Raw genomic sequence first — 12,192 nt, 5'->3', positions numbered from 1 at the left:
AGGAAAGTATTTCCATTTTGGTAAAGGTGGGTTTTCATTAACTTGGTGTTTGCTATCATATGAAGCACCGAAAACTAGCAGTTTTAGCAATGACTAATAAAGTCGTTACTGATAACTACTAGTTATATCTAAGGTGGCGTTTTATGAAAAATCGTTCTAACAACAAAATGGATTTTAAAGAAATGACCACAGATACAAGATTCTTTTTTTTGTCTAATTTCCCACATCCCGAACTTTGCGGCAAACTTGATCGTGATAAAGCTGCTCAGTATTTTGACGTTACAACACGCACCATTTATAACTGGTGGCGTTATGGCTGTCCTCAATGGGTCAACAAACATTGTGACTTAGCGCGGCGCGCAATTCCTAAGAATAAAACGTGGCGAGGTTTTTATTTTGGCAGCGATAATAAATTGCATACGCCTTACGATAATCTCCAGCTTGAAGCGCACGAAGTTTTAAGCGTTTTTCAAATAAGGCAATTTCACCAATTAGCTGAACAAGAAAATAAGCAATTAAGGCAACGTTTGGGCAAGCTACGTGATAATGATGAACTGCAAGCAATCCGTGAAGAACTGGATATGATCAGCTCTACAATCACAAAGCTGAAAGACTCGCCCATACTGGCACATAGCACAGGCTTTAGTAAATCAGTTAGCCGTCAAAGCCAATATGAAACAGCACCAGATAACAACCATCAATTAACCAACAACAGCCCTAATAAATCAGTTAAATAACGGTAAGTTACAGCCGAATAAGTGATTTACTAATTAAATGGTTAAACATTCTATTAAGCAATGATTGATTGTCATACCACTTAATGGAATAAGACCCCCTTTATAATCAAATGCCGATAATTGACGTTATCGGCATTTGCTATATTCGTTATTTTTGACGCTGAAATTCAAGCACCGCAACTCGTTTATCAATACTGTGAATTAAACGGCTAAGATCTTCTTTTTGCTCGGTCATTGTTGCTTGGATATTCCATAACAATGTAATCGCTATCACGCCTAAGCTACCAAAGCCCGAAGCTTTGGCAAGCTCAACAGATTTTGCTTCCATTAGTGCGCCCTCCAAACCTTGCTATGATCTTGCTGGCGTTCTTGGCGAAATGCCTCCCAAGCACCAACCACTCCTACGGCGGCAACCCCAATATTTTGGCCGCTAACAACTGCATCCCCTAACGTGACAACCGCATTTGCTGCGTCAGGATGAATCCCCGTTACAGCGGCAGCGATTAAGGCAATGCCCCGCCATGTTGACCATTCAGACAATCTTTCCTTGAAAAACCTTAACACTACATACTCCTTATAATTCAGTTATTTGTTTATTTATCAAATGCCGATATTGTGATTTAAGCACCCTACCATTGAATAATTCTGTCATTAATGGCCGATAACTTTCGACATTAACAAGCACCCTCCACGCTTCATCTGTGATTTGATAGTGGCTATCTAAATAAAAATCACGAATGATTAATGGCGTATGTTCAACAGCCCGATAACCGCCAGCCCATGCACTAATATCTGACCACGCTTGCCCTATTGGCTTAGTCGCAATATCAGCGGCGTTATCAAGTCGGTTAAATCCTTTTGAAAGCTGATAAATGACATACGTTACCCCCGCTATTAAGGCTAAGTTATGCCAGCCCTGCGGCAACGGCGGAATTGATAATGTTTTGCTCATAGGGATTTATTCCATTTTCAAAGTGGATCATTGCGGCCACCACTCGCGGGTAATCGGCCATTGATAATGATTGATTGGCACTAATGCCCGCTTGAGTAGCCACAAAATCAATATACTTATCAGTTGGGTTTTCATGTGGCGGAGCCCATCTATTGATGATTTGCGCGATATTGGTTAAACCATACTTAATACGATAGGTTCTAAGGGTTCGGCCTGCTGCTCGAATGCCATAAAATGGCGTTTCAAACTGAGCAAAACGCCCATCAGAGCCAATTAACCCTTGCCAATTGTCGCCAGTTTCGATGTTTAACGGGTTATTATTGCGGATACCTCGCGGCATGTTATTCACTCCGTTATTGCTGTTTATGTTAGGCGACCAATTGTCCAGCGCTTCATTAAAATCATCAGTGCCGGTATCTGGTTTTTGCCCTGGTGTTAATTGAGTCTGTGGGCTTGATTGATGCCTAAGCCAAATCAAGCCCAACATAGCCAGCGCTACAACTGGACCATAACTGCGCATTAGCCCAATAACTCCATTACCTCAACAATGGCAGGATTCAAATTACCCGCTAATGGGATATTCAGCGCAAGACTCCCGCCCGCATCAGCATCTAAATCAACACCCACAGAGCGCACCTTGCCATTGCTGCTGATAAATAAGGGATTCCACGCCCGAATATCACGCAAATTTTGCAATAACAGCGTTTCGACAACGCCCGAATCTTCAATGTACATGGCAAACAAATCACGGTGACGAGTGACTAGATAAATGCCCGCAGCAAAGTAACAAGTATTCGTGCCTGCAATCGTCAGCCCTGAATTAATAAAGCTATCGCCGCTGTTATCGGATAAACACATGTATTCATCAATCGCCGTGGTAAACATCACATGCTTACCTGTGTTATCTGCCGTTATGCCGCCAAAATCGGTATATTCAAAAGCATTATCATGTTGGCTTTGCCAATTTTGCCCCGCATCAACGCTTAATTGCAGGTGATAATCATTGCCAACAGGCACTATGCGCAAATGACGATTAGCCGTTAATGCGAGATAACGAATCGCTTGCTGTTGGCTGCTGTATGCAATGTTTTCATGGGTTAACTGGGTAACATCAATTACAACGGCGTATTGATTAAAACCGAACGTAATTAAGTTATTGACGATTTGTGTTGGTGCAACCCGATAATTATCCAAAGGCGCGAATAATGGCGGCGCAATGGTCATTAACTTAGTGAATGTTTGGCCGAAGTCTGCACTTTGATAAAGATGTAAATCATTATCTATGCGGTAGATTAGATATAAATCGCCGTTGGCCGCCTGCAAAAATGCGTTATCCATGCAATCAAAATCGTGGATAACATCGTTATGCAATACCCATTGAGCCGAGTTATTTAAAATAAATGTGCCATCAAAACCACTGACTAAGCGAACGGTTTTGTCTGGTGATTCATAAACAGCATCATAGTGTGAACCACCCTGACCCGCTTTTATATCTTGGTGTGGCTGGGTATCAATAGACATTGGCATTCCACCGACGCCACCGCCCGCAGGCTCCATTGTTTTCCAATATTGCGCATCGTATGCGCCTGTACTGGTATTGGCTAAATCAATATATGGCTTAGCAAAATAGCCATAGAGCAAACCCGCCACAGGTAATTCCGTCACTTGGTTTGCGGGTGCATTCCAACCTTGTTTACCCATCCCCGCACCACCGACAATAATATCGGCATTAGGGCGAATACGTACCGATTGGCGGGTAACATCAAACCCCGTCAGCAAGTTTTTACCATGAACGGGAATAATATTAGTCCTAAGTGCCGCCGCGCCGCGTGTCATTACCGCGCTTTGTGACATGGCAATATCGCCTGCCCACACTTCAATTGCGGAGTCTTGCCCCATCAACTGGATTTCATCAAATAAAATGGCGCTAGGTAACAACATACCTACCCACATATCCGATTCAAGCACCACTGAGCCAGCTTTCAACAGCTTGACCCGAACAATGCCAGAGGCACTGACTAACCCGAAATATGCGCCCGTTTTATTAATGACACAAAGACCGTTAACAATGGTTTGTTTAATAATCATTATTTGCGCCTCGCATAAATCGCTAAACCAGAGATAACCGCCGCCGCAGTTAAACTCATGATCATGGTTTTATTGTTGGCCTTTGCCATTTCAACACTATCACTACGGCTATATTGCTCAGCAAATCCCATAAACGATTCAAAGCCGCGCTGTAACTCGCCCGTACTATCTCGGCGCGCTTCGGCAACGGCATCAATCGCAGTATTAGAAAGCCCTAACGCTAAATCGCTGTTAGTGGTCATGGCTTGGCTAGAAAGTGAGGCGTAATTATCATTGGCATCGGCTAGCGCATCAGTCACTAATGCGGCTAGGTCGGTGTTGTTATTCATGGCCTCAATTGTCACTTGTGAGTTGGCATTCAATACATTATCAGTTTGCTGAGTCACAGCATTTAAAGCTGATTCACCAAAGCTATAACTATCTTGTAAGCCTCGGCTAAGTATCTCGCCTGTTTCGGTCATGGTATCAGCGTTTAATTGTGCCAAATCAACAGAGGTTTGATTGGTATCACCAAACAAATCAACCGCAGAGCGCATCACTGATTCGGTTTGCCTTGCGCCGTTATCACTGAGCTGATTAACGGCATAAATGCTGTCTTTGAACACATCAGGCAAAATTCCTGCAACCTTGCCTACTAGGTCAAATGCGCCCCCATCAATCACAGTGTTACCATTGCCATTGATGATAGCGCCGTTATTTGGTCCCTGAATACCAAATGTCGTACTTGTGTTGTTTGTGGTTTGGCTGGAATTGGATCGTGATTTTGAACCCATTATAAAACCGCCCTTAAAATTGTTTCTTGTGCTTGATAACCGAGCTTTTTCGCCCCTAAGCGCAGCATTGCATCTGGCTTTTTAGTATGTAAGCGAACGGTTTTAAATCCTTGCCGCTTGGCAAGTAGATGGATTTCAGCGGTATATTGCGCAGCGTTTTTGCCTGCGCCTGCAACTATCACTAGCTCGGTATCTTCTGCACGTAATACGGTGTAATACTCACCGCCCCATACAAAGAGTTGCGCCACACCTTGCGCGACTTCACTTTGAATAATGCGCAAGTCTGCCCCCAAGGCGGGCGCTAATTTTTGCCAAGCTATTTGCGCTTGCTGAACAGCCATAAGCCTGCCAGTAAAAGCGTGCCAGCTCCTAGCAGCATAACGGGACTAATCCCATTCGCTGTGCTGCCTGCGCCGAAGTTAACCGAGCCACCTTGAAAAGCTGCGTCTAGTGACTGGTCGCCAGTACCACTACTGGCCGCACTTGAATTGCTCATGTTTGGCATTGTCATAGCGTTACCCCTTATTAGCTGTAATGCGTTTAACAATTAAGCCCGCAATAACGGCGGCGGCAATTGAGGTTAAAAATTGCTTATTGACCATAGCGCCCCCTATTTACGCAACATGAAAAAGAACAAAGCCGTCAAGGCAACGCCGCCGACTAACATCGTGCCAGTGCCAATTTGTAAGCCCTCGGCCATTTGCTCTTTAAGCTTTTGTGACGGGCTAACATAGGTTTGGTCTGTGTTAGGGTTTGGCGTTTCAACCGTAGTCGTTAATTCCTTTTGCCCTACCGCGCTGGAATCTTTAACCGCTTGGACTTGCTCATACTTGAGATAAACATCAAGTGCGCTCGAAAGCCCATCATTCATGTTTTCCCAAAAGCCGCCACTCATGGCGCTATTGTTAATTGCGGGCGCAGGAATGCCGCCCATATTTGCTGCTGCAATCATGCAAGCCCCCTATTAAATGCCCGCTAGACCATCAAAATATTCAACAACAACAGTCGCGGCTGTTGCGGCTGGTGTATTGCTTGCGGTTTCAACACGTAAACGGAAATCTTGTAAGCCTTGCAGCGGAATAGCCTGCTTTAAATCACCTTCTAAAATGAAATCGGCAGACACTTGGCCGCTTTGTGGGGCGCGGTCGTGATCAACTTGGATTTTTTCAGCAAGGGTTTTTGGCATATCAAAAACTTTGATTGAATCAATTTCAACTTCAAGCTTTTCAACGGTTGCGTCAGTGATCACATGAATAGCAGCAATACGCGCACTTGCTGGGCGTGGCAATTTATCAATTTCTGTTACGCCAGCGTTCAACGCTACAGGGAAGTTTTTAACCTTAGTGATATAGCCGATTGGTGACGGGTTTGATTGGATTGCATGAGCTTCTAACTTTGGTGAAGTTGCCGCCGCATCAATTTCAACACGTAATGTTACATTGGCAATGGTTGGATGCCCCTGCACCGATGCAGTACCCAAACCGAACATACGCTTTTCAGCTAATGTTACCAATTCATCACGCTTAAAGTGGAAATCAAGCACATTTGCCGCAGTGTTACGACCATAACGCTTGTTGTAATTCGCTAATGCCTGACCATCTTTAAATTCAAGAATTGCTTTGCCGTTAACTTCAATACGAATGTTTTTAAGCTGGGCTAAAGTAACGCCTGTGTAATTAACATAAATCTTGTCGTAGGTACGGCCTAACGGCAATTCAAGCGTAGCTGTATTGCCCTTACTGACATTAGAAAATGATGGAAGTTTTACAAATGAACGTGCCATGTTACTAGCTCCTTATTAACCGATTAAACGGCGAACGGCTGAAACACGGTTTGATGCGTATACGGTAAGTGCGGCGATTGCCACAATAGGTAGATATTTTTTAAGCATGGTTTTCCCCTTGGGACAGTTAACGCCTCTCGGCGTAGTTAAACGGTAGCGCCTCGCGGCGTGACCTGTGTCTAAGGGGTATAGATATACGGGGATTTATCGCGAAAAAAAAGCGTACCCGTTAACGGGTACGCTTATAGTTAAAGTATTTAAGCTTTAATTGTTTTGAGTGAAATATAACATAAGCAATGTATATAAAAATTTAATATGTTACTCATTATCATTCTTTACAGGTATTTTGCTACTTTTCCTTAAATCAGCAACAAGGCTTTTTTTATAATTATCTCCAGTTGCAGCATGCAAACTACCATCATTTTTTTTATCACTAATTATGTAACGCCCATCCTTACTTAAATATATACATTCGTTATCATCAATATCAGCATTTAATTCATTATCTTTACCTGAAGTTATTAACTCACCTTCACCCCAGTGTCTTTTAATTATTCTCTTGCCATTTTCATTTACATTGTACTTTTCTTTTATTACCATCTTTTATATTGACTGATTTACCTTCAGCATCAATTTCATTAATATAACTTAATATATCTTCAGTGCTACCATACGATTCTTTTTCTTCATCACTTAACAATCTAAATTTAGAAGCACTATCTTTACGATAGTCATTAAATCCCAAATTTACTCTTTCAAAAGCAGCTATTCTATCTGAAAGTTCAATATTTTTCTCCTTAGAGTAGCATTCATATCAGAAAATCTTTTCCCTTCAATTATAGATAAATCAAGTTTTTTTCTTATTTCAATAAGTTTCTTTTGAGTTTCATCAAGTTGGACTTCAGTATGTTCAAGCTGTTTTTTTGCGTTATCTAGAGTTGATGTAATTGCCGTAATAAGCTCATCTTTTTGACTAATAATCAACTCCCTATCCACCACGTTGGACTCTAACTCATTTATTCTTATTCCTTTAGTCTTTAACGATAGTTTTATAGATTCAATCTTTTCTGCATGTTCAATTTTTACTTTTTCATCTGCATATTTTTCTTTAGCATTATTCAACTTTAATTTATATTGAGCATCACTTATATTCAACTCCAAATTAGCCTTATTCTCTTTGCATTTATAAATAAATTTATCTAATAGTATTTGGTATAAATAGTTAACAAAAATTGGAATAATTAAAAAGACAGCAGATAGGAAGAATGGGAAATATATATTTTTATCATCAACCATTGCCTTTGCACTTATTATTTTTAATGACGCTTTCTCATCTTCAAAAAGAATATAATAAATCACATCGCAATAACAAATAACGATAGCTATTAATAAAGAACTAAAAAATGGAGTTTTAAACTTCTCCTGTTGACCTTTGAAAAAATCAATAAAAAACTGTTTCATTTTAAATAACACTCTTAGAAATAAAAAACCAATCCAAAATAGCTGCCTAATTTAAGTATGTTGGATATGTTTTGTGCTTGCCATTAGAGATATAATAAAATTAATTTACAAAAAGCATTACATTACAAACACAAAACTAATCATATATTACACAAGTGCCTATATATATTTTTTATTCACAATATAGTGAGGTTTATCACTATATTTCCATTGTTCCTCTCTGAATTACATTAGTATATGCGTTTTTCATAATAAACATTAAAGGTTTTAGTTTATTTACTTCTATCACATCAATATCAAGCTCTTGAGCCATATATTTACGATCATTGGCGCGATTCATGCGGCCACAACGCACTAAGGTAGCATTTCCGACTGTGGTTTTATCTGATTCACTTGGGCGCTGGGTTAAGGCAAAGATGGGCGCAAGCCCCCTTGCCCGCCCTCTACGGATTACTTGTCCCCAATGCGGCGGCGCTTTGCCTGCGGTGGTGACATCGGCTAATTCTTCGGCCACTAAACAAGCATTACACCAAGCAAAGGCGCAAGCCGCCCAAAATTCAAATGATTGTTTATCATCAGCCACAAAGCGCACTTTTAGCCCGCCATGTGGGTAACGTTTCAATAAATCGGCTAACTCACGTTTGCTGGTAATACGAATATTGGCAAGTTCACCGTATTCATCAACAGGATCCCAAATTAACAAGCGTTTAGGTTTAAGCCGTTTAATTTCAGCTTTCACATAACTTGATTTACCTGACCCAGTACCGCCACAAACGAGCCTTAAATCAGCTTTACGGCTGGTATCAATTCGAGGTTTCGGCATGGCTTTCATCCTCTTGGTTGTCTTGCTCTTTAGGTTCATGGCGTGGTTGGCCTAAACGCGGCGTTAAAATGGCGGCTGTAATCAATAACGCATTTAATTCAACACCAAAGGCGCTAACACCATTAGGGAAATACTTATCGGCAATTGCGCCGTAACTCTCCGCTAATGCTTGTTGTTCTTCTGGCTTAATCTGCCAATTGGGAGCTAGCACACTGCAAGCCAAACCAATAACAGGGGCAATTAATTCTGCCCCGCTTACGGTTGGCTCGGCTGGTGTGTTTTCGGCTAAATTTGGAATTTGGCTAGGTTCGAGTTCATTGGCTTGTTGTTCAATTTGGGCAAATTCATCAAAATGACTTTGCTCTGTACCCGTTAAATCATCAACGGGTAAATCTGCGAGTTGATCAATACTATCTGACATTATGAGTCCTAACGCCTCACGGCGTGTTATTCGTTAACGGTTAAAACAGGCTTTTTTGTGTTGCTTGGCGGCCTTTACGTTTTAAGTTTTTAGCGCGTTTAGCTTTGGCTTTACGCTTTTTTGCTGTGGCTTTGCCTCCTAGCCGCCCAAGTGCGGCTGCTGCTCGACTAATATTTACTGGCATAAATTATCCTACTAACCATTTAAACAAATCAGGCTTAGATTCTGCTGATTGTGGCGGTTTTTGGCTACTGTTCCCGTTAACGGGTACATTGACCAATTTTGCGGGCTGTTTTGCTGCTGGTGATGTGTTTTCATCTGTAACGGGTACATTGTCATCATTAGCGGGTTTACGTCCATGCGGCCAAATGTTGGCATTATTAAGCATCCATTCTTGCCCCATTGGATTGTTAGGTTTAATCATGCCCGCACTACCCGAATAATATAATTTGCCGTTACGGTCGCGGCGCACTGGTGCCACTTCGTTGGTGAACGGGCATACAATTTCGCCAATATCTGGATTCTTTGGATTTCTTGCCACCGTTTAGCCTCCCTGCTTTAGTGATGCAATATTTTGGTTTAGTTGTTCTAACTGTTTAATGAGTAAGCCCGTTAACTGGTGTGACTGGGTTAATGCTTGCTTTGCTTCATTGGCACAAGTAAACAACGGGCGTTTTTCAATGACTTCAACCAATTGAGACAATGATTGATATTGTTGTTTGATTTGGGTTAATTCCATTTATTGAGCTTCCTTATTGATATTTGACTTGCATTAACTGCCCGTCTTTAATTTGCCAGTAAGTACCGTCACCGTCCGATACTACTGAGCCTGAAAGAATGAGGCTAATCGCCTCGTTTGTGGTAATTCCTATTTGTCGCAGTTGTTGTTTAACTGCCTGAGTACAGTTATTCCCACAAGTCCAAGTAGCGCCGCTATCGCTGCTTTTTAAAAAGCTCCAATCTGGTAGAGCTTTGTGCTGTTCTGCGGGTAACTCGGCATTAAGTTTTTTAAACAAAGCACGCTGTTTGCTGACTTGCTTGTAAGTTTCTGCCTGCTCTTTATCCATGCTTTTAATTGTCCAAGCCTGCTCACGGGTCAATGCGATATGTTCATTCGCCTGAATGCCTGCAACACGGCGAACGGTTTCACCGTATTGATTACCGCATTCGGTTTCGTCATAGCTTAAATTTAACGGGTTAACCCTGAGTGTTTTTTCAAAATCTGCCCAGCAAGAACGATCAGCCGCTTCACGGGCTTGAGCAATTGCATCATGATCAATTGCGCCCTTTACTCGGCGCACTTCACGCCATAGCGTGACTGATGAACAACCAAAGAATTGAAATTGTCTTAACTTCCAGCGTGAAGCCCATGATGCAGCCATTTTTGCGCCTGTTTCTGCATCGGTTTCCGCTTCATAATCGCCACCATCTTTGATGAATTGGCCGTTAATATTTTTTGAGATGTATTTGATGATATAACCAACGGCACTACCTTTTTGCGGGTCTAGCGGCTTAACATCTAAGCGGTATTTTTTAGCGCCGTTTTCTGTGCCGTCTACTTCAAAAGCGTATTTAGTTAAGATTGTTTTTACTGCGCCCACTTGCTGAGGAAAAGCAAATAACACCATGTGCCAATGCGGCGTACCGTCTTTGTGTGGTTCAACGACTCGAACGCCTGTTACTTCAATATCATCACGCTTGAACTTGGCTCGTATTTTTGACCACTGCTTAACTAAATATGCTTGTGCTTGCTTTGGATTATTCTCTTGCCATTTGGCTGAGTTACCGTGAAATTTACTTGGGGCGGTCATGGTAATAAACAGCCCAACTTGGCCGTTATCTTCTGCTAATTCCTGCAAGCCTCTAGCCCTAACAACGAGTTCAACAAACTTGTTATTAGGATTTGCAGTGCCAGCCATTGCCGCCTCTATCAACGGTAAAACATCACCATTGTCTGATTCAATATAAGTGCTTTCTAACCACTCATAGGCGCTCTTTTGCTGTGTTAGCCATTCGTTATGACTGTTTTGACTTACATAGGGCGAGTGTTTACCTACAAGCCCAGCAGATATTGCCATATGCTCAACACACATATCACGCAAGCCTGATAATTTGCGTAACCACCATTCAGGACAAATCATGCGTAAAATCGCCCATTCGGCGGCATGTTGTAATTGCTGTTTTTTAACTTCGTTTTGATATGGGGCTTTAATCATCCATGTTTTACACACCCACTCGGCAGCGGTATAGGCGCTAAACAGATCATCACTTTGTTGAACTTGTAATAAGGCATCATTGGCCGCTTTATTTGCGGCCTCTATCAATGATTTAGATTTACGGTAACGGATTACGCTTAGGCTATCTGGTAACTGTTTAAACGGGTACTTTTGCCAAATCCGCGCTAACTGCTCGGTTTGCTGCTTTAGATAACGTCTTGCGTGAACTAATGGCATATCGCTTTTAGAGACTAATACACGGCGACAAAACTCATTGGCAATATGACGTTTTAAATGTTCAGGTAGCCAAGCTACCGCATCAGCAAATATTTTATGATTGGCTTTACGGTATTTAGTGCTGTTAACTCGCCCATTAATCACGTTATATGCTGCAATTACAGCATTGTGGGCTGTGCTTTGCTCACAACCAACCGTATCAACTTGATTGATATTCATGTGATCACCTAATTAAATTAGTGTTTGTCTAGGTAATCAGCGCAGATTGCAGCCGCTTTAAGATATAAGCTCATGGCCGAAAACATTGCCTGACTGGTTTTAATATCACCGCGCTCGGCATGTTGTTTTGATAGGTCTAAATAGAATTGAATTTGTTGCTTTGAAAACTCGTGATTCATACGGGCATTATTGCTGGTAATACCGTCAATCATAAGGTTGATTTGTTCGCTAATATCTGCTGTTATTTTACTGCGTAATTGGTGCTTTTGGCGTAGTGGTTTAAATAGATTTTTGCCTCTTTCTTGTAATTTAGGGCAATGAGGTTTAGCAATTACATCGGCATTTTGCCAATAGTAAGGTAATTCAATAGTTGTGTTAGGTATTGATATATTGCTCATTTTTCGCAGTCCTTATGTTTTATTCCATGTCCTGTGAATGTGGGAGCAACAAATATTTGCGCATAATTTGTTGCCCCCTCACAA

At 41.6% G+C, this 12,192-nt stretch carries 21 protein-coding genes; 1 reads left to right on the top strand and 20 read right to left on the bottom strand.

Features of this window, described 5'->3' with window-relative positions:
- Positions 1–167: 167 nt before the first annotated feature.
- Positions 168–737 carry a hypothetical protein gene (locus JCM15074_RS22890; protein WP_148300839.1) on the top strand — a complete coding sequence of 190 codons (570 nt, stop codon included), beginning with the start codon at positions 168–170 and terminating at the stop codon, positions 735–737.
- Positions 738–885: 148 nt separating this feature from the next.
- Here JCM15074_RS22890 and JCM15074_RS17775 read toward each other — a convergent pair whose 3' ends face one another.
- The 20 genes from JCM15074_RS17775 to JCM15074_RS17675 form a co-directional block, all read right to left on the bottom strand.
- The gene (locus JCM15074_RS17775; RefSeq protein WP_025822978.1) at positions 886–1,065 is read right to left on the bottom strand and encodes a hypothetical protein; all 180 of its coding nucleotides are present in this window, start codon (positions 1,063–1,065) and stop codon (positions 886–888) included.
- Positions 1,065–1,301 carry a hypothetical protein gene (locus tag JCM15074_RS17770; RefSeq protein ID WP_025822977.1) on the bottom strand — a complete coding sequence of 79 codons (237 nt, stop codon included), beginning with the start codon at positions 1,299–1,301 and terminating at the stop codon, positions 1,065–1,067. The genes JCM15074_RS17775 and JCM15074_RS17770 overlap by 1 nt, the downstream gene beginning before the upstream one ends.
- A gap of 10 nt (positions 1,302–1,311) precedes the next feature.
- Positions 1,312–1,689 (bottom strand): hypothetical protein, encoded by a 378-nt coding sequence (locus JCM15074_RS17765; protein WP_025822975.1) that lies wholly within the window; start codon positions 1,687–1,689, stop codon positions 1,312–1,314.
- A complete protein-coding gene (locus JCM15074_RS17760; RefSeq protein WP_199899828.1) occupies positions 1,643–2,209 on the bottom strand; it encodes a hypothetical protein in 567 nt (188 codons plus the stop codon). The genes JCM15074_RS17765 and JCM15074_RS17760 overlap by 47 nt, the downstream gene beginning before the upstream one ends.
- Complete coding sequence (locus JCM15074_RS17755) at positions 2,209–3,777, bottom strand: hypothetical protein (protein ID WP_025822970.1); 1,569 nt, start codon at positions 3,775–3,777, stop codon at positions 2,209–2,211. The genes JCM15074_RS17760 and JCM15074_RS17755 overlap by 1 nt, the downstream gene beginning before the upstream one ends.
- A complete protein-coding gene (locus JCM15074_RS17750; RefSeq protein ID WP_025822968.1) occupies positions 3,777–4,550 on the bottom strand; it encodes a hypothetical protein in 774 nt (257 codons plus the stop codon). Before JCM15074_RS17750 ends, JCM15074_RS17755 begins: the two co-directional genes overlap by 1 nt.
- Positions 4,550–4,891 (bottom strand): hypothetical protein, encoded by a 342-nt coding sequence (locus tag JCM15074_RS17745; RefSeq protein WP_025822966.1) that lies wholly within the window; start codon positions 4,889–4,891, stop codon positions 4,550–4,552. The genes JCM15074_RS17750 and JCM15074_RS17745 overlap by 1 nt, the downstream gene beginning before the upstream one ends.
- Positions 4,867–5,061: a hypothetical protein gene (locus JCM15074_RS17740; protein ID WP_025822965.1), complete on the bottom strand. Its 195-nt coding sequence runs from the start codon at positions 5,059–5,061 to the stop codon at positions 4,867–4,869. Before JCM15074_RS17740 ends, JCM15074_RS17745 begins: the two co-directional genes overlap by 25 nt.
- 99 nt (positions 5,062–5,160) lie before the next feature.
- Complete coding sequence (locus tag JCM15074_RS17730; RefSeq protein WP_025822963.1) at positions 5,161–5,502, bottom strand: hypothetical protein; 342 nt, start codon at positions 5,500–5,502, stop codon at positions 5,161–5,163.
- Between the two features lie 12 nt (positions 5,503–5,514).
- Positions 5,515–6,333: a major capsid protein P2 gene (locus JCM15074_RS17725; protein ID WP_025822960.1), complete on the bottom strand. Its 819-nt coding sequence runs from the start codon at positions 6,331–6,333 to the stop codon at positions 5,515–5,517.
- Positions 6,334–6,651: 318 nt separating this feature from the next.
- Positions 6,652–6,933: a hypothetical protein gene (locus JCM15074_RS17720; protein ID WP_025822958.1), complete on the bottom strand. Its 282-nt coding sequence runs from the start codon at positions 6,931–6,933 to the stop codon at positions 6,652–6,654.
- Positions 6,902–7,078: a hypothetical protein gene (locus JCM15074_RS24435; protein ID WP_159105314.1), complete on the bottom strand. Its 177-nt coding sequence runs from the start codon at positions 7,076–7,078 to the stop codon at positions 6,902–6,904. Before JCM15074_RS24435 ends, JCM15074_RS17720 begins: the two co-directional genes overlap by 32 nt.
- Before the next feature lie 20 nt (positions 7,079–7,098).
- Positions 7,099–7,794 (bottom strand): hypothetical protein, encoded by a 696-nt coding sequence (locus JCM15074_RS17710; protein ID WP_025822957.1) that lies wholly within the window; start codon positions 7,792–7,794, stop codon positions 7,099–7,101.
- A gap of 199 nt (positions 7,795–7,993) precedes the next feature.
- Positions 7,994–8,617: a P-loop NTPase family protein gene (locus JCM15074_RS17705; RefSeq protein WP_025822956.1), complete on the bottom strand. Its 624-nt coding sequence runs from the start codon at positions 8,615–8,617 to the stop codon at positions 7,994–7,996.
- Positions 8,598–9,038: a hypothetical protein gene (locus JCM15074_RS17700; protein WP_025822955.1), complete on the bottom strand. Its 441-nt coding sequence runs from the start codon at positions 9,036–9,038 to the stop codon at positions 8,598–8,600. Before JCM15074_RS17700 ends, JCM15074_RS17705 begins: the two co-directional genes overlap by 20 nt.
- 40 nt (positions 9,039–9,078) lie before the next feature.
- Positions 9,079–9,222, bottom strand: a complete 144-nt coding sequence (locus JCM15074_RS24430) for a hypothetical protein (protein ID WP_159105313.1) — start codon at positions 9,220–9,222, stop codon at positions 9,079–9,081.
- A gap of 3 nt (positions 9,223–9,225) precedes the next feature.
- Positions 9,226–9,579, bottom strand: a complete 354-nt coding sequence (locus JCM15074_RS17690; protein ID WP_025822954.1) for a hypothetical protein — start codon at positions 9,577–9,579, stop codon at positions 9,226–9,228.
- Positions 9,580–9,582: 3 nt separating this feature from the next.
- Entirely contained in the window at positions 9,583–9,777 is a 195-nt protein-coding gene (locus tag JCM15074_RS17685; protein WP_025822952.1) for a hypothetical protein, read from the bottom strand.
- A 13-nt stretch (positions 9,778–9,790) separates the two neighbouring features.
- Positions 9,791–11,710, bottom strand: a complete 1,920-nt coding sequence (locus JCM15074_RS17680; protein ID WP_025822951.1) for a replication endonuclease — start codon at positions 11,708–11,710, stop codon at positions 9,791–9,793.
- A gap of 17 nt (positions 11,711–11,727) precedes the next feature.
- On the bottom strand, positions 11,728–12,108 hold the full coding sequence (locus tag JCM15074_RS17675) for a hypothetical protein (protein ID WP_025822950.1): 381 nt from the start codon (positions 12,106–12,108) through the stop codon (positions 11,728–11,730).
- Positions 12,109–12,192: the final 84 nt, after the last annotated feature.

Origin of the sequence: Shewanella marina JCM 15074 (assembly GCF_000614975.1) — a bacterium.
Lineage (GTDB): Bacteria > Pseudomonadota > Gammaproteobacteria > Enterobacterales > Shewanellaceae > Shewanella > Shewanella marina.
This window is presented reverse-complemented; position numbering and strand designations above follow the sequence as displayed.

Coding starts and splice junctions, on each gene's coding strand:
- JCM15074_RS17710 (WP_025822957.1), bottom strand. CDS start 7,794: ATGAAACAGTTTTTTATTGATTTTTTCAAAGGTCAACAGGAGAAGTTT.
- JCM15074_RS17700 (WP_025822955.1), bottom strand. CDS start 9,038: ATGTCAGATAGTATTGATCAACTCGCAGATTTACCCGTTGATGATTTA.
- JCM15074_RS17775 (WP_025822978.1), bottom strand. CDS start 1,065: ATGGAAGCAAAATCTGTTGAGCTTGCCAAAGCTTCGGGCTTTGGTAGC.
- JCM15074_RS17745 (WP_025822966.1), bottom strand. CDS start 4,891: ATGGCTGTTCAGCAAGCGCAAATAGCTTGGCAAAAATTAGCGCCCGCC.
- JCM15074_RS17725 (WP_025822960.1), bottom strand. CDS start 6,333: ATGGCACGTTCATTTGTAAAACTTCCATCATTTTCTAATGTCAGTAAG.
- JCM15074_RS17685 (WP_025822952.1), bottom strand. CDS start 9,777: ATGGAATTAACCCAAATCAAACAACAATATCAATCATTGTCTCAATTG.
- JCM15074_RS17740 (WP_025822965.1), bottom strand. CDS start 5,061: ATGACAATGCCAAACATGAGCAATTCAAGTGCGGCCAGTAGTGGTACT.
- JCM15074_RS17730 (WP_025822963.1), bottom strand. CDS start 5,502: ATGATTGCAGCAGCAAATATGGGCGGCATTCCTGCGCCCGCAATTAAC.
- JCM15074_RS17680 (WP_025822951.1), bottom strand. CDS start 11,710: ATGAATATCAATCAAGTTGATACGGTTGGTTGTGAGCAAAGCACAGCC.
- JCM15074_RS17750 (WP_025822968.1), bottom strand. CDS start 4,550: ATGGGTTCAAAATCACGATCCAATTCCAGCCAAACCACAAACAACACA.
- JCM15074_RS17720 (WP_025822958.1), bottom strand. CDS start 6,933: ATGGTAATAAAAGAAAAGTACAATGTAAATGAAAATGGCAAGAGAATA.
- JCM15074_RS17755 (WP_025822970.1), bottom strand. CDS start 3,777: ATGATTATTAAACAAACCATTGTTAACGGTCTTTGTGTCATTAATAAA.
- JCM15074_RS22890 (WP_148300839.1), top strand. CDS start 168: ATGGATTTTAAAGAAATGACCACAGATACAAGATTCTTTTTTTTGTCT.
- JCM15074_RS17760 (WP_199899828.1), bottom strand. CDS start 2,209: ATGCGCAGTTATGGTCCAGTTGTAGCGCTGGCTATGTTGGGCTTGATT.
- JCM15074_RS17675 (WP_025822950.1), bottom strand. CDS start 12,108: ATGAGCAATATATCAATACCTAACACAACTATTGAATTACCTTACTAT.
- JCM15074_RS17705 (WP_025822956.1), bottom strand. CDS start 8,617: ATGCCGAAACCTCGAATTGATACCAGCCGTAAAGCTGATTTAAGGCTC.
- JCM15074_RS17765 (WP_025822975.1), bottom strand. CDS start 1,689: ATGAGCAAAACATTATCAATTCCGCCGTTGCCGCAGGGCTGGCATAAC.
- JCM15074_RS24430 (WP_159105313.1), bottom strand. CDS start 9,222: ATGCCAGTAAATATTAGTCGAGCAGCAGCCGCACTTGGGCGGCTAGGA.